This is a genomic window from Sphingomonas sp. 1F27F7B (assembly GCF_005503355.1).
Lineage (GTDB): Bacteria > Pseudomonadota > Alphaproteobacteria > Sphingomonadales > Sphingomonadaceae > Sphingomonas.
The window spans coordinates 99448-121207 of the sequence record NZ_SCMK01000013.1 but is presented as its reverse complement, the minus strand read 5'-3'; the positions used below and the strand labels follow the sequence as shown (position 1 = coordinate 121207).

Annotated in this window: 20 protein-coding genes; 5 read left to right on the top strand and 15 right to left on the bottom strand. The window is 68.6% G+C overall.

Annotated elements, in window-relative coordinates; all coding sequences use genetic code 11:
* Window positions 1–60: 60 nt before the first annotated feature.
* A complete protein-coding gene (locus tag FFS08_RS13610) occupies window positions 61–1344 on the bottom strand; it encodes a citrate synthase (protein WP_137862162.1) in 1284 nt (427 codons plus the stop codon).
* Between the two features lie 33 nt (window positions 1345–1377).
* Complete coding sequence (gene gltX / locus FFS08_RS13605; protein ID WP_137862161.1) at window positions 1378–2817, bottom strand: glutamate--tRNA ligase; 1440 nt, start codon at window positions 2815–2817, stop codon at window positions 1378–1380.
* An 82-nt stretch (window positions 2818–2899) separates the two neighbouring features.
* Between gltX and FFS08_RS13600 the strand changes: the two genes are divergently transcribed.
* The gene (locus FFS08_RS13600) at window positions 2900–5062 is read left to right on the top strand and encodes a ComEC/Rec2 family competence protein (protein ID WP_171012606.1); all 2163 of its coding nucleotides are present in this window, start codon (window positions 2900–2902) and stop codon (window positions 5060–5062) included.
* Window positions 5059–5754, top strand: coding sequence for an EF-hand domain-containing protein (locus FFS08_RS13595; RefSeq protein WP_137862160.1), 696 nt, complete (start codon window positions 5059–5061; stop codon window positions 5752–5754). Before FFS08_RS13600 ends, FFS08_RS13595 begins: the two co-directional genes overlap by 4 nt.
* A gap of 76 nt (window positions 5755–5830) precedes the next feature.
* On the opposite strand, the gene lexA is transcribed toward FFS08_RS13595, so the two are convergent.
* The 7 genes from lexA to trpD form a co-directional block, all read right to left on the bottom strand.
* On the bottom strand, window positions 5831–6523 hold the full coding sequence (gene lexA / locus FFS08_RS13590; RefSeq protein WP_137862159.1) for a transcriptional repressor LexA: 693 nt from the start codon (window positions 6521–6523) through the stop codon (window positions 5831–5833).
* A 58-nt stretch (window positions 6524–6581) separates the two neighbouring features.
* Window positions 6582–7766, bottom strand: coding sequence for a molybdopterin molybdotransferase MoeA (locus tag FFS08_RS13585; RefSeq protein ID WP_137862158.1), 1185 nt, complete (start codon window positions 7764–7766; stop codon window positions 6582–6584).
* A 38-nt stretch (window positions 7767–7804) separates the two neighbouring features.
* Window positions 7805–8755: a PilZ domain-containing protein gene (locus tag FFS08_RS13580; protein WP_137862157.1), complete on the bottom strand. Its 951-nt coding sequence runs from the start codon at window positions 8753–8755 to the stop codon at window positions 7805–7807.
* A 98-nt stretch (window positions 8756–8853) separates the two neighbouring features.
* The gene (locus FFS08_RS13575; RefSeq protein WP_137862156.1) at window positions 8854–9507 is read right to left on the bottom strand and encodes a glutathione S-transferase family protein; all 654 of its coding nucleotides are present in this window, start codon (window positions 9505–9507) and stop codon (window positions 8854–8856) included.
* Between the two features lie 158 nt (window positions 9508–9665).
* Window positions 9666–10133 carry a cyclic pyranopterin monophosphate synthase MoaC gene (gene moaC, locus FFS08_RS13570; RefSeq protein WP_137862155.1) on the bottom strand — a complete coding sequence of 156 codons (468 nt, stop codon included), beginning with the start codon at window positions 10131–10133 and terminating at the stop codon, window positions 9666–9668.
* Window positions 10130–10954, bottom strand: coding sequence for an indole-3-glycerol phosphate synthase TrpC (gene trpC / locus FFS08_RS13565; protein WP_137862154.1), 825 nt, complete (start codon window positions 10952–10954; stop codon window positions 10130–10132). The genes moaC and trpC overlap by 4 nt, the downstream gene beginning before the upstream one ends.
* Window positions 10954–11946, bottom strand: a complete 993-nt coding sequence (trpD, locus tag FFS08_RS13560) for an anthranilate phosphoribosyltransferase (protein WP_137862153.1) — start codon at window positions 11944–11946, stop codon at window positions 10954–10956. Before trpD ends, trpC begins: the two co-directional genes overlap by 1 nt.
* Window positions 11947–12092: 146 nt before the next feature.
* On the opposite strand from trpD, the gene FFS08_RS13555 reads away from it, so the two are divergent.
* The gene (locus FFS08_RS13555) at window positions 12093–13274 is read left to right on the top strand and encodes a M23 family metallopeptidase (protein ID WP_137862152.1); all 1182 of its coding nucleotides are present in this window, start codon (window positions 12093–12095) and stop codon (window positions 13272–13274) included.
* Between the two features lie 38 nt (window positions 13275–13312).
* Here the strand turns inward: FFS08_RS13555 and FFS08_RS13550 are convergent, their stop codons facing one another.
* The 3 genes from FFS08_RS13550 to FFS08_RS13540 form a co-directional block, all read right to left on the bottom strand.
* A complete protein-coding gene (locus FFS08_RS13550; protein WP_249341042.1) occupies window positions 13313–13627 on the bottom strand; it encodes a hypothetical protein in 315 nt (104 codons plus the stop codon).
* A 107-nt stretch (window positions 13628–13734) separates the two neighbouring features.
* Complete coding sequence (locus FFS08_RS13545; RefSeq protein ID WP_137862151.1) at window positions 13735–14319, bottom strand: anthranilate synthase component II; 585 nt, start codon at window positions 14317–14319, stop codon at window positions 13735–13737.
* 11 nt (window positions 14320–14330) lie between these two features.
* Entirely contained in the window at window positions 14331–15080 is a 750-nt protein-coding gene (locus FFS08_RS13540) for a phosphodiester glycosidase family protein (protein ID WP_137862150.1), read from the bottom strand.
* 114 nt (window positions 15081–15194) lie between these two features.
* Here FFS08_RS13540 and FFS08_RS13535 point away from each other — a divergent pair, with 114 nt between their 5' ends.
* On the top strand, window positions 15195–15614 hold the full coding sequence (locus FFS08_RS13535) for a hypothetical protein (RefSeq protein WP_137862149.1): 420 nt from the start codon (window positions 15195–15197) through the stop codon (window positions 15612–15614).
* Between the two features lie 379 nt (window positions 15615–15993).
* Here the strand turns inward: FFS08_RS13535 and trpE are convergent, their stop codons facing one another.
* Together trpE and FFS08_RS13525 are read right to left on the bottom strand one after the other, a co-directional pair.
* Window positions 15994–17478 (bottom strand): anthranilate synthase component I, encoded by a 1485-nt coding sequence (trpE, locus tag FFS08_RS13530; protein ID WP_171012610.1) that lies wholly within the window; start codon window positions 17476–17478, stop codon window positions 15994–15996.
* A 7-nt stretch (window positions 17479–17485) separates the two neighbouring features.
* Complete coding sequence (locus tag FFS08_RS13525) at window positions 17486–19420, bottom strand: peptidylprolyl isomerase (RefSeq protein ID WP_137862147.1); 1935 nt, start codon at window positions 19418–19420, stop codon at window positions 17486–17488.
* A 121-nt stretch (window positions 19421–19541) separates the two neighbouring features.
* On the opposite strand from FFS08_RS13525, the gene tpiA reads away from it, so the two are divergent.
* Complete coding sequence (tpiA, locus tag FFS08_RS13520) at window positions 19542–20291, top strand: triose-phosphate isomerase (protein WP_137862146.1); 750 nt, start codon at window positions 19542–19544, stop codon at window positions 20289–20291.
* 4 nt (window positions 20292–20295) lie between these two features.
* On the opposite strand, the gene FFS08_RS13515 is transcribed toward tpiA, so the two are convergent.
* The gene (locus FFS08_RS13515; RefSeq protein ID WP_137862145.1) at window positions 20296–21672 is read right to left on the bottom strand and encodes an MFS transporter; all 1377 of its coding nucleotides are present in this window, start codon (window positions 21670–21672) and stop codon (window positions 20296–20298) included.
* Window positions 21673–21760 lie beyond the last annotated feature (88 nt).

Sequence of the window (21760 nt, the reverse complement as noted above, 5' to 3'; positions counted from 1 at the left end):
AAATCGCCGCCCCCGCGAAGGCGGAGACGGCGATTTCGACTGGATAGCAGGGCAGGGAGTTCAGCGCTGGCCGACCGGCACGTAATCGCGCTGGGTCGGGCCGGTGTAGAGCTGGCGCGGCCGGCCGATCTTCTGCTCGGGGTCCGAGATCATCTCGTTCCACTGCGCCACCCAGCCCACGGTGCGGGCCAGCGCGAACAGCGCAGTGAACATGGTGGTCGGGAAGCCGATCGCCGAGAGAATAACGCCCGAATAGAAGTCCACGTTCGGGAACAGCTTCTTCTCGATGAAATAGGGGTCGTTGAGCGCCATTTCCTCAAGCTGCAGCGCCACTTCGAACACCGGATCGCTGACCTTGAGCGCATCGAACACTTCGCGCACCGTCTTCTGCATCACGGTCGCGCGCGGATCGTAGTTCTTGTAGACGCGGTGGCCGAAGCCCATCAGGCGGAACGGGTCGTTCTTGTCCTTGGCGCGGGCGATATATTCGGGAATGCGCTCCGGACGGCCGATTTCGCGCAGCATGTTGAGAGCGGCTTCGTTGGCGCCGCCATGCGCCGGGCCCCACAGACAGGCGATGCCCGCCGCGATGCAGGCGAAGGGATTGGCGCCCGACGAACCGGCCAGGCGCACGGTCGAGGTCGACGCGTTCTGCTCGTGATCGGCGTGGAGGATGAAGATGCGATCCAGCGCCTTCTCGACGACCGGGTTCACTTCATAGGGCTCCGCCGGCACGCCGAAGGTCATGCGCAGGAAGTTGCCGGTGTAGCTCAGGTCGTTCTGCGGATAGAGGAACGGCTGGCCGACGCTGTACTTGTAGGCCATTGCCGCGATCGTCGGCATCTTCGCGATCAGCCGGTGCGACGCGATCATCCGCTGCTGCGGATCAGTGATGTCGGTCGAATCGTGATAGAAGGCCGAAAGCGCACCGACCACGCCGCACATCACTGCCATCGGGTGCGCGTCGCGGCGGAAACCGCGATAGAAGGTCGCCAGCTGCTCGTGCAGCATGGTGTGGCGAGTGATCGTGTGGCTGAACTTGTCGAGCTCGGCCTGCGAGGGCAGCTCGCCGTTCAGCAGGAGGTAGCTGACCTCCATGAAGCTCGAATGCTCGGCGAGCTGGCCGATCGGGTAGCCGCGATGGAGCAGCACGCCTTCGTCGCCGTCGATATAGGTCAGGCCCGATTCACACGACGCGGTCGACGTGAAGCCGGGGTCGTAGGTGAACATGCCGGTCTGGCCATAGAGCTTGCGGATGTCGATGACGTCCGGTCCGACGCTGCCCGACAGGACCGGATACTCAACGTCCTTCCCCGGAACCTGCAGCTTCGCGGTATCGCTCATAAACGTCGTCCTATATTTGGGCCGGACCTGGGATCAGGCCGGCACGGTCATCTGATCAGCGATACGGGCCAGGCTCTCCTCGCGCCCCAGCAGAGCCAGGACGTCGAAGATGCCCGGGGATGTCCGGCGCCCGGTGAGCGCCGCGCGCAAGGGCTGCGCAGCCGCACCGAGCTTGACACCCGCATCTTCCGCAACGGTGCGTACCGCCGCTTCGAGCGCTTCCGTATCCCAGCTTTCCACGCCGTCAAGCGCGGCGTGGAGCTGGACCAGCAGCGTCCGCGCGTCGCCCTCTAGCAGAGCCTGGGCACCGTCGTCCAATTCCAGTGGGCGGGTGCGAAACAGGAAGCCCGCGCCTTCCGCCAATTCGAGGAGATTCGCGGCGCGCGGCTTCAGCGCGGCCATGCTGCGGCGCAGAAGATCCCGCTGCGATTCCGAAAGTTCGAAACCGATTCGCGCGGCCACCAGATCGGCGAGGCGATCATCGTCCGACGCGCGGATATAGTGGCCGTTGAGATTCTCGAGCTTCTTGAGGTCGAAGCGGGACGGTGACTTGCCGACGCCGGACAACTCGAACCATTCGATCGCCTGTTCGCGGCTGATGATCTCGTCGTCGCCGTGCCCCCAGCCGAGGCGGAGCAGATAGTTGGACAGCGCCTCGGGCAGGATGCCGAGCTGATCGCGATATTCGTCGACCGCGACGGCGTTCTTGCGCTTCGACATCTTGGTGCCGTCGGGGTTGAAGATCAGCGGGATGTGCGCGTATTCGGGCTCTTCCCAGCCTCCCTCTATTGCGTTCATGGCGCGATAGATCGGCAGCTGGCGGAAGGCGTTGTTCAGGTGATCGTCGCCGCGGATCACGTGCGTCACGCCCATGTCGTGATCGTCGACCACCACCGCGAGCATGTAAGTCGGCGTGCCGTCCGAGCGGAGCAGGACGAGATCGTCCAGCTCGCCGTTGTTGACGGTGACCGGGCCCTGGACATGATCCTCGATCGTCACCGCGCCTTCGCGCGGCGCCTTCAGGCGGATGACATAGGGCGCGTTACCGCCCTCGGCGGGGTCGCGGTCGCGCCAGCGGCCGTCATAGCGCAGGGGCTGCTTGTTCGCCTTCTGCTCGGCGCGCATCACCTCCAGCTCCTCGGCGGTGGCGAAGCACTTATAGGCATGGCCATGGGCGAGCATCGTGCGCGCGACTTCGGCGTGCCGCTCGGCGCGGGCGAACTGATAGACTTCGTCGCCGTCCCAATCGAGGCCGAGCCAGCGCATCCCGTCGAGGATCGCTGCGATCGCGGGCTCGGTCGAGCGCACCCGATCGGTATCCTCGATGCGCAGCAGGAACGTGCCGCCATGGTGGCGGGCGAACAGCAGGTTGAACAGCGCGGTGCGCGCACCGCCGATGTGGAGGAAACCCGTAGGCGACGGCGCGAACCGCGTGACGACCCGTTTCGCACCCGTATCAGATGTTGCGCCCAACCGCGCTTGCTCCCAGACTAGATTTTCGATGGCCCATTCAGCCGCCGTAGGCGCCCCTAGCACGGGGTTTTCCTCCCTTCAAATGGGGGGCTTGGCTCGATTCCGCCAGACCGGCCACGCAATCGAGCGCTGGCTCGAGGCGGAGCGCGCGCAACTGCCGCTCTGGCTGCCCGTGGCGTTGGGCGGAGGAATCGCCGCCTGGCTGCTGCTGCCCGATGCGCCGCGCTGGATCGGCTTCCTGCTGGCATGTTCCGCCACGGCGCTGCTCGGGCTGGCGCTGCCGGGGCGGCTGGGGCGGATGCTGCTGATCGGCGGGATTTTCCTCGCGGTGGGATGCGCGCTGATCTGGTGGCGGGCCGAGCATGTGGCGGCGCCCGTGCTGGCGCGCCCGGCGGTGGTGGAGATTACCGGTCGCGTAGTGCGTATCGAACCGCTGCCGGCGCGCGAGCTGATGCGGGTGACGCTGGAGCCCGGGCAGCGCGACTTGCCGCCGCAGGTGCGCGTGAATCTGGCGGCGAAGGACCTGCCCAAGGGCATGGCGCCGGGCGCGGTGGTGCGGTTGCGGGCACGGCTGATGCCGCCGGCCGAAGCTTCGGTGCCCGGCGGCTATGATTTTGCCCGCACCGCCTGGTTCAACGGCCTGGGAGCGACGGGCAAGGGATTCGCGCCGGTGGAGATGCTCGCCGCCGCCGAAGAGGCCTCGGGCGCGGATCTGCGCGCCGCGCTCTCGGCGCATATCCAGTCGCGCATCCCGGGCAGTGGCGGCGGCATCGCCTCCGCACTCGCCACGGGCGACGAGGGTGCGATCGCCGAGGAGGATGTCGAGGCGATGCAGCGCTCGGGGCTCGCACATCTGTTGTCGGTGAGCGGGCTGCACGTGACGGCGGTGACCGCCGCGGCGATGCTGCTGGTGCTCAAGCTGCTCGCGCTGAGCCCGACGCTGGCGCTGCGCTGGCGCCTGCCGCTGGTCGCGGCCGGCGCGGGTGCGCTGGCGGCGATCGGATATACCTGGCTGACCGGCGCCGAAGTGCCGACGATCCGCTCCTGTGTCGCGGCGCTGCTCGTACTGCTGGCGCTCAGCCTGGGGCGTGAGGCGATCACGCTCCGGCTCGTCGCCGCGGGGGCGATGCTCGTGCTGCTGCTCTGGCCCGAGGCGTTGGCGGGGGCGAGCTTCCAGCTGAGCTTCGCGGCGGTGACGGCGATCGTCGCGCTGCACGAGAGCCGGTACATGCATCGCTGGTTCGGCAAGCGCGAGGAGGGGCGGGGCGCGGCGCTGCTGCGCGGCGCCGGCTCGCTGCTGCTTACCGGCGTGGTGGTCGAGCTGGCGCTGATGCCGATCGGGCTGTTCCACTTCCATCAGGCGGGGCTGTACGGCGCGCTTGCCAACATCGTCGCCATCCCGCTCACTACTTTCGTGATCATGCCGCTCGAGGCGCTGGCGCTGCTGCTGGACCTGATCGGGCTCGGCGATCCTGCCTGGTGGCTCACTGCGCGGACGCTGGACCTGTTGCTCTGGCTGGCCAGGACCACCGCTTCGGCACCGGGTGCGGTTGCGGCGCTGCCGGCCATGCCGTCCGGCGCCTTCGCGCTGATGGCGGCAGGCGGCCTGTGGCTGGCCCTGTGGCGTACCGGTGTGCGCTGGGCGGGCGCGATGCCGCTGGCGGCCGGCCTCGCCTGGATGCTCGCCACGCCCGCGCCGGACCTGATCGTCACCGGGGACGGGCGGCATCTCGCAATCCGCATGACCGACGGCAGCATGGCGCTGCTGCGCGACCGGGCCGGTGACTATACACGTGACATGTTGACCGAGACGGGTGGATCGGACGCGGAGCCGGTCGCGCTGGCCGAGCAGCCGGGCGCGCGGTGCAGCCTCGATCTCTGCATGATCGAGCATCGGGCCGCGGGCCGCGTCTGGCGGGTGGCGGCGACGCGGAGCGGTTATGCGCTGCCCTGGGCCGAACTCACGGCGCTGTGCCGCAGCGTCGACGTGATGATCAGCGACCGGCGCCTGCCCGCCGGCTGCACCCCACGCTGGCTCAAGCTCGACCGGCCGGCGCTGGCGAAGACCGGGGGCGTGGCGATTGCCTTTGCCGGTGGCCGGGTGACGATGGTGCGCGGCACGGGCCGGCATCCCTGGATTGATCCGCCCAAGGTGCAGCCATCGCGTATGCCGGATGCGGATCCTGTTGTCGGGACACGAAATCGCTGGCCTTCGGCCCGGCGCGGGGTTCTTCTTCAGCCATGATCCGGCCTCCCAAGAAGAGCGACACGATCGAAGTGCGGTTGCCGCATGCGGTGAAGCGCGCTTTCATGACGCAATGCCGTGCCGAGGGGCGCACGGCGAGCGACGCGGTGCGCGGCTTCGTCGAGGCGCGGCTGGCAGGCGAAGCGCAGGAAGCGCCGGTGCGAGGGCGCTGGTTCCGCCCTGTCGCTGCGGCGGCGATGATCGGGGCGTTGGGGCTGGTCATGCCCTTTGCAGTATCGGCATCGCCGGACTTCCGGCCGGGCTTCGTCGCACAGGACCGCAATCGCGATGGACTGCTCACGCCCGACGAGTTCGGCCCGCGGCGGCCATTGCCAGGCAGAGAATGCGGACCACACCGTGTGATGGCGCTCCCGTTGCGCCGCGCTGCGATGCCCAGCGCGCATGGCATCCGGCCCTTCGCCGTTTCCGCAATCGATTTCGACCTCGCCAAGGCCGACGCCAATCGGGACGGCAAGGTCAGCTTCGCCGAATATGCGATGCACCAGCTGCGGTCGATCCGGGCGGGCTTCGATCTGCTGGATGCCGATCATGACGACACCCTGACGCCCAGGGAATATGCCGCGGCGTGGAGCCTGTTCGGCTTCCTCGGCAGGCAACCCGACCTTGCGCCTTTCCAGGAACTCGACCGCAATGGCGACGGCAAGATCGCCTGGATCGAATTCCTGGCCTAGAATCGATCGAGGTTCATCCGGCCGGGCTTTGCGGCTTGCGGCGCCGGCAGGCACGCACGCCGGGCGGCGCCGGGGCTCAATATTTGCGGAGCAGTCCGGCGAGGCGGCCCTGCACGCGGACCTGGTCAGGCCGGTAGCGCTGGGGATTATAGTCGCGATTGGCCGGATCGAGCCGGATCATCGCGCCTTCCTTGCGGAAATATTTCAGCGTCGCTTCATTCTCGTCGATCAGCGCCACCACGATTTCCCCGTCGCGGGCAGTCTCGGTGCGGCGGATCAGGGCATAGTCGCCGTCGAGAATGCCGGCCTCGACCATCGAATCGCCTGCTACTTCGAGCGCATAATGCTCGCCCGCGCCGAGCAGGGCCGCGGGGACGGGCAGCATGGCCGAATCCTGCAGCGCCTCGATCGGCGTACCGGCAGCGATGCGGCCGTGCAGCGGGATCTCGACCACGTCATTGGCGGGAGCCGGGGGCGTCGACGGCGCGGAAGTTGCGGAAGTCGAGGCCATGGGCGACGCGGTTTTCGCTCCCGAGCCCTTCTTGGTCTCGCCCCGTTCCGGCATGCGCAGCACTTCGAGCGCGCGGGCGCGATTGGGCAGGCGGCGGATGAACTCGCGCTCCTCCAGCGCCGAGATCAGCCGATGAACGCCCGATTTCGACTTGAGATCGAGCGCCTCCTTCATTTCCTCGAACGAAGGTGACACGCCAGTCTCGGCAAGCCGATCGGCAATGAAGCAGATGAGCTCGTGCTGCTTGCGCGTGAGCATCCAGTTTCTCCCGGTCTGGAACAGACTGGGAACGTTTTTGCAATGTTCCGCCTGCTTGTCAAGCGATGTCGAGGATTTCCGCCGAGTCGCCGGTTTTCGCCTCCGGAGCCCCGGCCGGGCGGACGATCAGGCAGCTGGCGCGCGCCAGCGTGCGCAGCATCGAGGAGTCCTGGATCGTCGCGGCATGGGCACGACCGTCGATCAGTTCGGCGCGGAGATAATCGGCACGAGGGCCGGTGGCGGGCAGGGGCTCACCGAGGGGAACCGTGCGCGTGCGCGGCAGCGGATCGGCCGCGCCGGCGAGATGTGCGACCAGCGGACGGACGAACAGCACCGCAGTGACGAAGGCGGAGACGGGATTGCCGGGCAGGCCGAGCACTGCCGTATTGCCCAGCCGGCCGGCCATCATCGGCTTTCCGGGCCGCAGCGCGATCTTCCAGAAATCGATCGCGGCGCCGGCTGCTTCGAGCGCGGGGCGGACGAGATCGTGATCGCCGACCGAGGCGCCACCGGTGGTGACGAGCAAGTCGCAGTCGAGCCCGCGGAACGCCGCTTCGAGCGCATCGCGGCGATCGGGCAGGATGCCGAGGTCGATCGGCGCCACGGGCAGTCCGGCGAGCACGGCGGCCAGGAGCAGGCGGTTGGCTTCAGGGATCTGATCGGGGCCGAGCGGAGCGCCGGGTGGCACCAGTTCGTCGCCGGTCGAAAGCAGGGCGACGCGCACCTTGCGGCGGACGGGCAGCGCGGCATGGCCCGCGATTGCAGCGAGCGCGAGCCGGGCGGGCGTGATTGCTTCCCCGGCGCGGATCAGTACGTCCCCGTCCGCGAAATCGAGCCCCCGCGGGCGGACGTTACCGCCGGCGCGCGCCGGGCCCTCACCGGCGAGGGCGAGGCGGCTGCCGGTGCGTGCGGCTTCCTCCTGCACCAGCACCGTATCGGCGCCGCGCGGGAGCGGCGCGCCGGTGAAGATTCGCACGGCCTGGCCGGGGCCGATCCTGCCGCCGAAGCCATGGCCGGCGGCACTTTCGCCGATCACCTCCCAGGGGCCGGGCAAGTCGGCGAAGCGGATCGCATAGCCGTCCATCGAGGAGAGACTGGCGGCCGGTTGGGTGCGCAGCGCCGCCACGTCTCTGGCTGCCCATCGCCCCACCGCCTCGGCGAGCGGGCATGCCGCTTCCGCCACCGGCACGGCGCGCTCGAGCAGGCGGCGCTGGGCTTCGGCGACAGGGAGCAGTGCAGTCATCGATCCGGCCTAGGCCAGCGCGATGCGGGGCGCCAGCTTCAGGATCGGCCGGCGATCCGCCCAAGGTCGTGCTGTTTCAGCGGCAGGCGGAATTCGCAGAGGAAACGGTGGCGATCGTCGGTCTCGATCACCGAGGCCGGACCGCCGCCGATGTTCGGCAGCGAGATCCACAGCTGGGCGCCGGTCGCGAAGGGCGCACGCGTCTCGAATTCGACGAGCTGGGGCGTGATTGCGCGGAGCTTGACGTTCCACCAGCGCACGCCCTCGCGCACACGCGCCGGCGTGTCGAGGCGGATCGCCTGCTTGTCCGGGATCAGGCCGGTCGGCTCGTGCATCATCGCCACGCGCGTGTGATGGGGCGGGGTCTGTTGCACCTGGCGCAACCAGGGCATCAGCACCTGCCAGGGAAGATCCTCGTCGAAGGCGACGCCGGCGAGATTGCCCTGCGCCCATTTCACTGCACCGTCGAGCGGCCGCAGGCCGTCGAAATTGACCTGCACCACATCGCCCGACTGGAGGGCGATGTCGGTCTCGAAGCCGCAGCCTCCCTGGGAAAGGTTGCGGCTGCGCGTGAATTCGACCTGATTTCCGCGGCGTACGCAGATCGTTTGGTGCAGCTCGACGCGGGGCACGGAGCGGCGCTCTGCGGGGAGGGCGGCGAGATTGCGGGCAAGCGTGCCGATCACGTCGATCGGCGTGTCGAACAGGAATCCTGCCGAGCCCTGCTCGGTCCAGGCGATGCGGCCGGGTAGCGACTGGCCGTTGGCGAGTTCGAGCCGGAGCCCCTCTTCCTCGACTATTTCGTCGCCCAGCTGGAGCATGGCGCCGACGGCGCTAAGCTTGCGGATCGCGCAGGCCAGGCGACCAGTCTCGCCGGCCAGGAAGGCCGCATCGAAGGCGGCATGATCGCCCGGCTCGGCAAGAAGCTGCGCGCCCGGCGGCTCAGCCGCCAGGCTGAAAATGGTGGAGGACGCAAGTCCTTGTCGCATAACAGATTTTTCCCGCCCCAGCGCCCATGCCGATAGTGGGGCTCAGGGTCTGAAGGCGGGGTTAATTCGCAGGGTTGCGAAATTCCTAATGGGGCCGCTCAATCCCGCTCGGGTGCACCCAGCGGGAAATATGCCCGATAGGGCCGGGCTTCCTCGACGCAGCGCGCGACCGAGGCGCGGGCGAGCAGGCGGGCACGATAGGCGCGCAGATTGCCGAGCGCCTCCGGGATGGGGCGCACCCAATCGGCGTAGAAGAGCGAGGGCGCGGCGGCGCAATCGGCGAGGGTGAAACCGTCTCCCGCCGCCCAGACGCGCCCGGCCAGATAGGCATCGAGCCAGGCATAGACCTTGTCGAGCCGGGCCATCGCCTCGTCGAGGCCGATGGGGTCGCGCCGTTCCTGGGGCAGCAGCGCGTCGAGCACGGGCTTCTGCATCATGCCCATCACATAATTGTCGAAGACTCGATCGAGCATCCGTGCCTGCACCGCGATATCGGAATCGTGGGGGATCATCGGCACCGGGCCGGGGTGATGGACGTGGAGATATTCGATGATCGCCGTCGCCTCGATCACCGTGCGATCGCCTTCTACCAGGACCGGAAAGAGCTTGAGCGGCCAGCGGGCCTCGAGCTCGGCATTGGCCCCGGCGTCTTCCAGGTTGCGGAAAGTGAAGGCGGTGCCGTTCTCGTAGAGCGGGATCAGCGCCTTCCAAGTGTAGGACGAGAAGGGGTGGCCGAAGAGCTGGAGAGTCATGGCATCCTCTAATAGTTAGGTTATAGGCTAACTATCAAGCTTCGACATGGACGTCACCTGTTTTCTGAGCCTGTTTCTCGATTGCCGATCCTTCGCGCTGTTCCAGCGGCGCGAACGCCAGCGTAGCGACATGCCCGGGGCGGAGCATTCCCCGCGGTTCAGGCGCTCCAGTCGCCCGACTTGCCGCCTTTCTTGGCGAGCAGGCGGATCTCGCCGATCACCATCTTCCGATCGAGCGCCTTGGCCATGTCGTAGAGAGTGAGCAGCGCAGTGGAGACGGCGGTGAGCGCTTCCATCTCCACGCCGGTCTGCGCCTCGGTGGCGGCGGTGGCTGTGACCGTTACGCCGGCTCCGTCGGGCGTCAGCTCGACCGTGACTCGAGTGAGCGGCAGCGGGTGGCAGAGCGGGATCAGCTCGGCGGTGCGCTTCGCGGCCATGATCCCGGCGATCCGGGCGGTGGCGAGCACGTCGCCCTTCTTCACTGCCCCGGCAAGGATTGCGGCGGCGGCTTCGGCGGACATGGCGATCCGCCCGGTGGCGATCGCTTCGCGCGCAGTGATGGCCTTGCCCGCGACATCCACCATGCGCGCCGCGCCGGTTTGGTCGAGATGCGTCAGGCCGTTCATCCCTGCAGCAGCTTGCGGGTGGCGGCCTCGACATCGGACTGGCGCATCAGCGATTCGCCGACGAGAAAGCAGCGCACGCCGTGATCGGCGAGGCGGGTGATGTCGGCATGCGTCGCGATGCCGCTCTCGGCGACGAACAGGCAATCGTCCGGCGCGTGGCGCAGCACGTCGATCGTACGCTCGACATCGACCACGAAGTCCTTGAGATTACGGTTGTTCACGCCGATCAGCCGCGATTTCAACCGGAGCGCGCGCTCGAGTTCCATGGCGTCATGGACTTCGACCAGAACTTCCAGATTCTGCTCCATTGCCGCGGCTTCGATCTCGGCCATCTGGCCATCCTCGAGCGCGGCGACGATCAGCAGGATCGCGTCCGCGCCGATCTCGCGCGATTCATGGGCCTGCCAGGGATCGATCATGAAGTCCTTGCGCAGCACCGGCAGCGTACAGGCGGCGCGTGCGGCCTTGAGATAATCCTCATGGCCCTGGAAATATTGATGATCGGTCAGCACGGAGAGGCACGCGGCGCCGCCCGCCGCATAGGCGCGGGCATGGGCGGCCGGATCGAAATCGGGGCGGATCAGGCCCTTGGAGGGGCTGGCCTTCTTGATCTCGGCGATCAGGCCATAGCCGCCCTCGGCGATCTTGCGGCGCAGCGCCGAGGCGAAGCTGCGCGGCCCCGGCATGAACGCGACGTCGAGCTCATAGGCGGACTCGGGATCCTCCTCGCCGGCGCTGCTGTAATTGACGTGGATGCGCGCCTTGCGCTCGGCGACTTCGGCGCGCTTGGTTTCGAGAATCTGGTCGAGGATCGTGGACATCAAAAGGCGATCCAGCAGTCGAGCAGCGCCTTGGCAAGGCCCTTGTCGATCACTTCGGCGGCTTCCTCGGCGCCTTCGCGCAAGTCGCTCGCCGCGCCCGCGATCACCAGCGCGGCGGCGGCGTTGAGGAGAACGGCGTCGCGATAGGGGCCGGGCTCGCCCTGAAGCAGGCGGCGCAGGGCAAGGGCGTTATATTCCGGGCCGCCGCCGCGGATCGCGGCCAGGGGATGGCGGGGCAGGCCGGCGTCCTCGGGTGCGATCCGCGCGGGCAGGCCCGAGCTGCCGATGCTGACCACGATGCTGGCATGCTCGGTCGAAAGCTCGTCCAGCCCTTCCTCGCCCGACACGATCGCGGCGGAATCCACGCCGAGCTGCGCGAGCGCCTCGGCATAGATGGGTGCGTAATCGGGGCGGGCGATGCCGATCAGCTGGCGGCGGACATGGGCTGGATTGGCCAGCGGCCCCATCAGGTTGAAGATGGTGCGGCGGGCGATGCGGCGGCGCAGCGGCCCGATTCGCGCCAGCGACGGGTGGTGCGCCTGGGCGAACAGGAAGGCGATGCCGAGCTCGTGAAGCGATTCCTCGGCCCGGGCGCCGGCACGGTCGAGATCGAGGCCGAGCGCCTCCAGCGTGTCGGCCGCGCCCGATTTGGACGAGGCGGCGCGGTTGCCATGCTTGGCGACCGGCACGCCCGCCGCGGCGACGACCAGGCTCACCGCGGTCGAGACGTTGAGGGTGTGATGCCCATCGCCGCCGGTGCCACACACGTCGATCGCGCCTTTGGGAGCGGTGATCGGAATCAGCCGGGCGCGCATCGCCCGTGCCGCCTCGGCGATCTCGATGCTGGTTTCGCCGCGTACCGAAAGCTCGATCAGGAAATGTTCGATCTCGGGCTCGGGCACATTGCCGTCGAGAATGTCGGCAAAGGCCTGGGCGGCGGATTCGCGGGCAAGCGGCGTCGCGGGATCGGGGAGGAAGGCAAAACTCGTCACGCGGGCTCTATCGGCCCTTGGGCAGGGCGAAGTCGAGCAAATCCTGCTGGAGGCGGTGTGAAGCCCGGCTGGGGGTGCGGAAGTGCCTTGACCGGATCGCCGGGGCGTCGTCTTGGTGGCATGCAAGCTCGGGGCGTGGCGTCGATATGGTGTTCCATCCGGTGCAGGGACTGGCCCTGCTGTTGTCGATCGTCGCGCCGGTGGGGCAGGATCGGGGTGAGCCGGTCCATCAGGCCCAGATGGAAGCGCGCATCCGCGTGGCGCCGCGCCCGGTCACCGGCAGCGACGGCAAGCGGCATCTCGCCTATGAATTGCAGGTCACCAGCCACTATTCGGGCGACGCGCCGCTCAAGCTGACGCGCCTCGCGATCTTCGCGGACGGTGCCCGCGTGCCGCTGAAGACGATCGAGGGGGCGGAGCTGCGCGCGCTGCTCGGCGCCGGGGCGGCAGGCGACGCGGCGGCGGACGGCATCCCCATCGCCGATGGCGCAAGCCGGACGCTGTTCCTCTGGCTCGCGGTGCGGCCCGGCGCTCGTCCCGCCTCGCTGCGGCACCAGCTGACCTTCCGCGCCGACAAGGGGGCGATCCAGCGCGCCGATGATGTGCGCACGCCGGTGATCGCGGCGCCGCCGGTGCGGATCGGCCCACCCCTGCGCGACGGACGCTGGCTGGCAGTCGAGGGGCCGGGCAATCACTTGTCGCACCACTGGGGCAGCATGGTCGCGATCGGCGGGACGCTGAGCATCCCGCAGCGTTATGCCATCGACTGGTTCGGGCTGGACGCCGGCAATCACTCGATCCGCGGCGCGCACGCGTCGCCGGCCGCGACCATGGATGCGGACTGGATCGGCTATGGCCGCGACGTGCTCGCGGTGCGCGACGGCGTGGTGGTCGATGCGCGCGACGGCATTCCCGACGGCAAGCCGCTCGCGCCGCAGCAGGTGCCGGACGACCTCACCGCGCGGACGCTGTACGGCAATTTCGTCGTCCTGCGGATCGCGCCCGGCGTCTATGCGCATTACGCGCATTTGCAGGCGGGCAGTGTGAAGGTGCGGCCCGGGCAGCGCGTGCGTCGCGGCACGGCGATCGGCCGCCTCGGCCAGACCGGGAGCGCGGGCGCTCCGCATCTCCATTTCCACATCAGCGACCGGCCGGCGTTTGAGCGATCCGAAGGACTCCCCTTCGTCATCGACCGGTTCACGCTTCTCGGTGGCGCGAAGATCGAGAACAGCTTCGATCCGGCGGCGCCCGTTCCCGTGGAGGCGCCCGGCGCGCACTTGCGCCGAGACGAGCTTCCGCTCGACGGCAGCATCGTGGCGTTCCCCTGAGCGGTTCGCCCCGATGTCGCTGCCTCCGGCCTCGTGAATCAGCTCGCATTGCCGGGGGGCGGCTCGTCGCCGCCGCCCGAGCCGCACCCGCCATGGTGCCGGCCATGATGCGGCAGCTCGTCCGGGGTTAGCTTGCCGTCCTTGTTGACATCGAGCTTGTCGAAGCGGGCATTGGCCGCCGCGATCCATTCGGCGCGGGTGATCGTGCCGTTGCCATCGGCATCGGCGCGGGCGAATCGACCCAGGTCCCCATTCTGGCCATGATCCATGCTGGCGGAGGCGATGCCGGCCGCCGCCACGGTGACCAATACGCCCGCGAGCGTCGCGCTGACCAGCTGTAGCTTGTGGTTCATTGCGTTCTCCTTCCCGCCCGGAATCGAGCCAGGCGGGAGAAAATCACTGCCGAACGTCGCGCGACTATGTCGACGGATTGCCGAATTTGTCGCAAATTATCTGCGCATCAGGCGAGCGCGCGCGCCTCGATCCCGGCGATCCTGAGGAAATTCGCCAGCATCGCATGGCCATGCTCGGTGGCGATGCTTTCCGGATGGAACTGCACGCCGTGGATCGGCAGCGTCCTGTGTCGGAAGCCCATCACATGCGCGTCGTCGGCGGTGGCGTTGACCACCAGCGCTTCCGGAATGTCGGTGACGATCAGCGAGTGGTAGCGCGTCGCGGTGAAGGGCGAAGGCAGGCCTTCGAACAGGCCGGTGCCGTCATGGTTCACGGGACTCGTCTTGCCATGCATCAGCCCGCCACGCACCACCGATCCGCCGAAATGCTGGCCGATCGCCTGATGGCCGAGGCAGACGCCGAGCAGCGGCTTGCCCAGATCGGCGCAGGCGGCGACGAGATCGAGGCTGATCCCGGCCTCGTTGGGCGTGCAGGGGCCGGGCGAGATCAGAAAGGCCTGGGCATTGCTGGCGACGGCGTCGCGCGCAGTGAGCGCGTCGTTGCGCACCACCTGCACATCGGTGCCCAGCTCCATCAGATAATGGACCAGGTTCCAGGTGAAGCTGTCGTAATTGTCGATGACGAGGATCATGGCGGAACGCGCTACCGCTTCTGGAGCGCCACGACAATCGGCCCGATCGGCGCGCCGCCGTCGAGCCGGTCGGCCACCGGGTCCCACAGGCGCGAGACGGCGCCGTCCAGATAGAGCGCATCGGGCGCAGCGAGCTTGTCGCGGAACAGGCGGGCGAACCGGCCGAACGACACCGGCTCGTTGCTGATCGCGAACCAGGCGCTGCCGTTCAGGCCGACCCCGACCGCGTTGCGGATCTGGAGCGAGGTGCCGTTCTCGGCGAGCTTGGGATGGAGCTGGCCGTCGATCAGCAGCATCGGCCCGGACTGAGTGGCGAAGCGGACGTGATCCGGCTTGTTCCGCGCGAAATCGTCGGTGGTGGCGACATGCCAGCCCCGCGCATCGCCCCAGAACACGCCGTTCGGCTGCATGTGGAAATTGCCGGGGCCCGGACGCCGGTTGAGCGGCTTCTCCTCGGCTCCGTCCTCGACATAATAGCCGATCGGCAGGCCCGACGCGTCGAACATGCCGGCGTTCATCGCGAAGGCGATGCGCGGATGCCGCTCGCCCAGCCGCGGCTCCAGTCCCGTGAAGTCGCGCATCGGTCGCCCGTCCTTGCCCTTGTCGACCAGCATCAGCTCGTGCTTCTGCGGATCGGCGCGGCATACGGTGAAGCGCGTGCCTTCGAACCGGATGTCGCGGCACGCCTCGTCGACGCCGCCATTGGAGGCGCAGGCGGCGAGCAGCAGGAAGGCGCCGGCAGTGGCGATCGGCCGGATCATGCGTGCCACTTAGGGGCAAAAGCCGCGGAGGCAAGGCGCCGCGTGCCTTGGGCTTGCCACAGTGGGGCGGCACGTCGGACGGCGAGGGGCGTTGTTACGCCGGAAGGAGTGTGCATGATCGTTCGTTTGCTTGTCGCCGCCGCGTTGCTCGCGGGCCCCGCCATGGCGCAGGACAGCAAGAAGCAATCCCAGGATGCCGATAGCGGCCCGCCCAAGCGCGTGCGCAGCATCCTGCTCTACGGGCAGGAGGAATGCCCCAAGTCTCAGAGCGAGGAAGAGATCGTGGTCTGCGCCAATGCCGGCGAATCGCCCTATCGCATTCCCAAGCGGTTCCGGAACCAGCCCAAGGACGACGCGGCGTCCCAGGCATGGACCAACCGAGTGGAGACGGTGGAGGAAGTCAATCGCGCCGGGCTGCCGAACAGTTGCTCGCCGGTGGGCACCGGCGGCCAGACCGGCTGCACCCGCCAGATGATCCGCCAATGGTATCAGGAGCGGCTCGACCAGAAGGCCAAGGACGCGCAGGTGCCTTGATTTTCGCCTCTCCTTCTTCTCCTGGGTCGAGGACTTACATCACTCCGTCGTCACCCCGGCCTTGAGCCGGGGTCCCGCTGCCTTGCGGGTGGAAGAACAAGCGGGATCCCGGCTCGAGGCCGGGATGACGACAGGAAAGCAAATACTTGTTTGCCTTCTCAACCTAGGGTTGAACCTCGATCAAGGCCTTGATTTCATTCGTCATCCCCGCGCAGGCGGGGATCCAGAGCCAAGGGCGGATTGCGCGTGGCCAAGCCCTGCGCTCTCCGGGGAGCGCTCGCGTCATGGCATCGCTATCCTGCGCTACCCTGGATCCCCGCCTGCGCGGGGATGACGATTGAAGGAAGATGAGTCCTCAACCTAGGCGAGAGGGGGCCGGTTACTGCCCGAAGCCGGCCTCGCCGGCCTGCCTGACCGCCTCGCGCGCCGCGGCGAACAGGGCGCCCGCCTTGGCCTCGCACTCGCGCTGCTCATATGCCGGGTCGCTGTCGGCGACGATGCCGGCGCCGGCCTGGACGTGCATTGTCCCATCCTTCACCAGTGCGGTCCGGAGCACGATGCAGCTGTCCATCGAGCCGTCGGGCGAGAAATAGCCGACGCCGCCGGCATAGGGCCCGCGCGTTTCGGGCTCCAGCTCGGCGATGATCTCGCAGGCGCGCACCTTGGGGGCGCCGCTCACCGTGCCCGCCGGGAAGCCGGCGAACAGCGCGTCGAGCGCGTCCTTGCCCGGCGCCAGCCGGCCGACCACGTTCGAGACGATGTGCATCACATGGCTGTAGAACTCGACCGTGTAGCTGTCGGTGACCCGCACGCTCCCGGCGTCCGCGACGCGGCCGACATCGTTACGGCCCAGATCGAGCAGCATCAGATGCTCGGCGCGTTCCTTGGGATCGGCGAGCAGGCTGGCGCGGTTCTCTTCGTCTTCCGCCGCGGTCTTGCCGCGCGGGCGGGTGCCGGCGATCGGGCGGATCGTCACTTCGCCGTCGCGCACGCGGACGAGGATCTCCGGGCTCGATCCCGTCAACGCGAAGCCCGGCAGGTCGAGATGGTATAGAAAGGGTGACGGGTTGATCCGGCGGAGTGCCCGGTAGAGTTCGAACGGCGGCAGCGCGAACGGCGTGGTGAAGCGCTGGGCGAGCACCACCTGGAAGATGTCCCCCGCCGCGATATATTCCTTTGCCGCGGCGACCATCTCGCCATAGCGGCCCGGGCGCAGCACCGGGGTGAGCTGCACTTCCATGGGCTCGGCGCGGACCGGGGCCGGCAGCGCGGCGCTGGCAAGCTGCGCCGCCACGGCGTCGATCCGCTCGGCCGCGAGATCCACGTCGCCGCCCGGCCAGACGGGAGCCACGAGGAACAGCGCATCGGCGAGCCGGTCGAACACCAGCACCACCGTGGGGCGCACGAACATCATGTCGGGCACGGAGATCGGGTTCTCGGGCGGCCGCGGCAATTTCTCGACCAGGCCCACCGTCTCGTAGCTGAAATAGCCGACCAGGCAGGCGAGCGCGCGCGGCAGCTCGGGCGGCACGTCGGTGCGGCAGCGCGCGGCGAGGCTCCGCAGCGCGTCGAGCGCGGGCTCGGCGCACGGCCGGAAGGCGTTCCGGTCGGTCAGCCATTCCGCATTGATCGCCGCTTCGTTGCCGGTGGCGCGGAAGACGAGATCGGGGGCGAGGCCGATCAGGCTGTGGCGCCCGCGCACCGACCCGCCCTCGACGGATTCGAGCAGGAAATCGCCCCGGCCCGGCTCGATCAGCTTGAGCGCGGCGGCGACCGGCGTCTCCGTGTCCGCGATCTGGCGCCGCCAGAGCAGCGCCGGCCGCCCGGCGGCCAGTGCCGCGCGGGCGGCTTCGATGCCCTCGATCACCGGCTCAGCGCGCGCCCTGGCGGGTCAGGTCCGCGCGCAGGCGGGCGATCGCCGCTTCGTTGCGGGTGACCTTCACGTCGCCCCGGATCGCGCGGACGAACTCGCGGGCATATTCGGCGGGGATCTGCTGCTGCAATGCGCTGCGCATGCCGGCCATGGCCATGGCATCGCCCGAAGCGTCGTGCGGTTCGACCGTGTCGACAAGCACGATGTAGAAGCCGCTGCGATTGGGCGCCTCGAGCATCCGCGCCTTTTTCGGCTGCATGCTGAAGGCCATCTTGATGAAGTTCTCCTTCTGCGCGATTTCCCGGCGCTTGAGGTCGAACGGCTTGGGCGGCGGGCCCTTGGCGCCCGCGTCCGCGAGGGCCTTCTCCATCGGCACGCCCTTGTCGAGCGCCGCGATCACCTGAGTGGCGGCGGCGCGCGCCTTCTCGAGCGCCTTGTCCATCAGATAGTCGCCCTTCACCTTGTCGCGGATGCCGGCGAGCTGGCGCGGTGCGGCCGGGACGATCCGGTCGAGCTTCACGATCGCGAAGCCGCCCTCGGGCGAGACCTGCGCGACCTGGGTATCGTCGTCCGGATTCTCCATTGCGAAGCCGCCGCGCATGATCGCGACCATGGCGGGATCGGGCTTGTAGGCGGGGTTGTCCGGATCGATGCCGCCAGCGGCGAGCGCCGGGGTGAGCTGCGCGGTCAGCTTGGCGTCGGTCAGCAACTCGGCGAAGTTCTTGCCGTCGCCGATGCCGTCCTCGATCTTCTGGCGGATGTCCGCCAGCGCCTGTGCGGTCTTGCGCTGAGTGATCTCGGTAGCGAGATCCGCCCGCGCCTGGTCGAGCGACTTGGCGGCGATCTTCTCGATCTTCTCGACTACCAGGATGTGCCAGCCCAGCTGCGACTTGATCGGGCCGACCACTCCGCCCTGTGCCGCGGCGAAAGCGGCGTCGGCGATCGCGGTGGTGGTCTGGCGGGCGAGCTCCGCCTTCTCGATGCCTTCGAAGTTGCTCGGCTCGAGGCCGGCGGCCTGGGCGGCGGCGGCCAGCGTCTTGCCGCCCTTGACTTCGCCGGCGATCCGGTTGGCCGTCGCCTGGTCGAGCACGACGAGCTGGCGCACGCCGCGCTTCTCGGTGGCGGCGAAGCGGGTGCCGGCCTTCTTGTAGGCATCGGCGATCTCGGCTTCGCTCGCGGTCTGCTGAGCGCGAATCTGGTCGGGCATCACCGTCGCATAGCGAACGACGCGGCGCTGCGGCACCAGATAGCGGGCCCGGTGGCTGACATAATAGGCGTTGAGCGCCTTGTCGTCGGGGTCGGCGCCCGGGTCCATCTTGAGCGTGTTGACCATGCCGACGATACCGGTGCGGCGCTCCAGCAGCAGCGAGGCATAGGGTGCGACGACGCCGTTCGGAATGTCGGTGCCGATCGTCGCGCGGTTGATCAGCCAGTTGCCGAAGCGTTCGCGAGTCATGCTCTCGCGGAACAGGGCCGGCGCCAGGCGATTGTCGGCGAGCACCTTCTCGAAGGCCTGCTGGCTGAACTTGCCGTCGATGCCGGCGAAGGTCGGGTTGCTGGCGATTTCGGTATCGATCAGCTTCTTCGAGACCTGCATGCCGGATTTCGTCGCGAACTCCACCAGCGCGGCCTGGTTGACCATCTCGTCGATCACGAGGTCGAGGCCGCCCTGGGCGAGGAACTGCTCCATCGTGACGCTCTGGCCCTGGCGCTGCATGCCGCGGATGAACCGGTCGATCCGGTCCTTCACTTCGGTGTCCTTGATCTTCTCGCTGCCCACCGTGGCCAGCGTGCTGCTCGTCGCGCCGCTGCCCGCGTTGCGGATGCCGGTGATGTCGCCCGCGGCAAAGGCGATGGCGATGAGGCCGAGGAAGAGGAACACCGCGATCAGGCCGTAGCGCGACTTGGTGAAATTGCGGAAGAAGCTGAGCATGAAGGGCCGATCGTTGGAGACGCGTTTCCCGGTGCTTTAAGGCGCTCATCCGCCGCCATCAAGCTTGTGCGAACGCGCGTGGCTGCTATCCGCGACTGAAACGATAAACGGGAGGTGGGCGATGCGCCGCAAGCTGGTGGCCGGGAACTGGAAAATGCACGGGCTGCGCGCGCAGCTGCCGCAGATCGAGGCGATCGCCGCCGCGGCGGCCGCGACGCCGGCGGTGGACGTGGCGCTGTGCGTGCCGTTCACGCTGATTCACCCGGCGGTGCAGGTGGCGGGGAGCCTGCCGATCGGCGCGCAGGATCTCCACGAAGCCGATCAGGGCGCGCATACCGGCTGCATCTCTGCGCCGATGCTGGTCGAGGAGGGGGCGACCCTGACCATCGTCGGCCATAGCGAGCGCCGCGGCGACCAGCACGAGACCAGCCACGATGCCTATATGAAGGCCGCCGCCGCGCATCGGCACGGCCTTCGGGTCATCCTGTGCTGCGGCGAACTGGAGGCCGAGCGCGCGGCCGGGCGCGCCGAGCGGATCGTCCAGTCGCAGATCGAGAAGTCGCTGCCCGACGATGCCGATCCGAGCTGGCTGACGCTTGCCTATGAGCCGCGTTGGGCGATCGGCACCGGCAAGACGCCGACCCCCGACGAGATCGCCTCCATGCACGCGATCCTCCGCGCCAAGCTGCGCATGATGATCGGCGAGGCCAAGGCCGACAGCATCCGCATCCTCTATGGCGGATCGGTGACCGGCGCCAATGCCGCGCAGATACTGGCGCTCGACAATGTCGACGGTGCGCTCGTCGGGGGGGCGAGCCTGACCGCCGAGAAGTTCGTGCCGATCATCGCGGGCGCGGCCTCGGTTTCCTGACGCTTCAGGGACCGGACGAACCGGCGGGCGGCGATTCGGGGCCGAGGGTGAGGAACGCGATCGCTCCCGAAAGGGCAGCCGCGGCGGCGCCGGCCAGCGCCCCCATGTGGAAGGCGCTCACCAGCCCGGCGCCCGCCGCGGCGATCACTGCCCCGGCTATCGCGGTGGCGATCAGCCCGCCGGTGCGCGCTATTGCGCTGTTGAATCCCGATGCGGTGCCGGTGTGCGTCTCGTCGACCGAGGCGAGCACCGCGGTGGTGAGCGGCGCGGCGACGCTTGCCATTCCGATCGCGATGGCGAGGGCGCCGGGGAACACCGAAGTCCAATAGGGGGCGTCCGCATCGACGCGCAGCAGCAGCACGAAGCCGATCGCGACGATCGCCGGGCCGATGGTCAGCGGCCAGCGCGGGCCGATCCGGGCGGTGATCCGGCCCATCACGCGGCTGGCGATCCCCATGCCGAGCGGCATCGGCAGCAGCGCGAAGCCGGCGTGCAGCGCGGAATAGCCACCTGCCTGGATGAGGACATAGGGGAGCAGCAGCAGCACCCCGCCCAGCGCGCCGTAGAGCAGGAAGGTGAGCAGGGTGAGCCCGGCAAAGGCGCGCGAGCCGAACATCGCCACCGGCATCATCGCCCGGTCGCCGCGCGCATGCTCCACCCACAGGAACAGCCCGATGGCGAGCGCCCCGGCGACGAGCCCGATCGCCACGGTCGCGTCGAGTGCGTTGTGGCTCGACCAGAGCGTGAGCGCCCAGGTGATCGCGCCCAGTGCCAGGGTGGCGGTGACGGCGCCGGGCAGATCGAGCGGCAGGTCGCCCTCGGCACTCTCTTCGACATAGCGCAGCGCGATGAAGATCGCGGCGAGCGCCACCGGCACGTTGACGTAGAAGATCGCGCGCCAGCCGATCGCATCGACCAGCCAGCCGCCGAGCGGCGGGCCGACCGCGCCTGCGATGGCGCCCACGCCCGCCCAGGTGCCGATGGCCTTGCCGCGCGCCTCGCCGGTGAAGGCGTGACCGAGGGTGGCGAGGCTGTTGGGCAGCAGGATCGCGGCCCCAATGCCCTGCGCCGCACGCGCGGCGAGCAGCAGCGTGAGGTCCGCCGCCACCGCGCAGGCGATCGAGGCGGCCGTGAACAGCGCGATTCCCAGCACCAGCAGCCTGCGCCGTCCGAAATGATCGCCGGCCGCGCCGCCGATCAGCAGCAGCGCCGAGAGCGGCAGCATGTACGCATTGATCGTCCATTGCAGCTCGGCGGGCGTGGCGTGCAGATCCGCCCCGATCGCGGGCAATGCGACATTGGTCACCGATCCGTCGATGAACGCCAGGCTCGACGCGAGGATGCAGGCGGTGAGAGTTAGGTTGGGGTGCCTGGCCTGCATGGCACATTCGTAGCAGATCGCACCGGCATGGTGGAGCAGGCTTGTGCCGCTCCGCCATCCGCATAGCATGGGCGCGGTTCACGGGAGG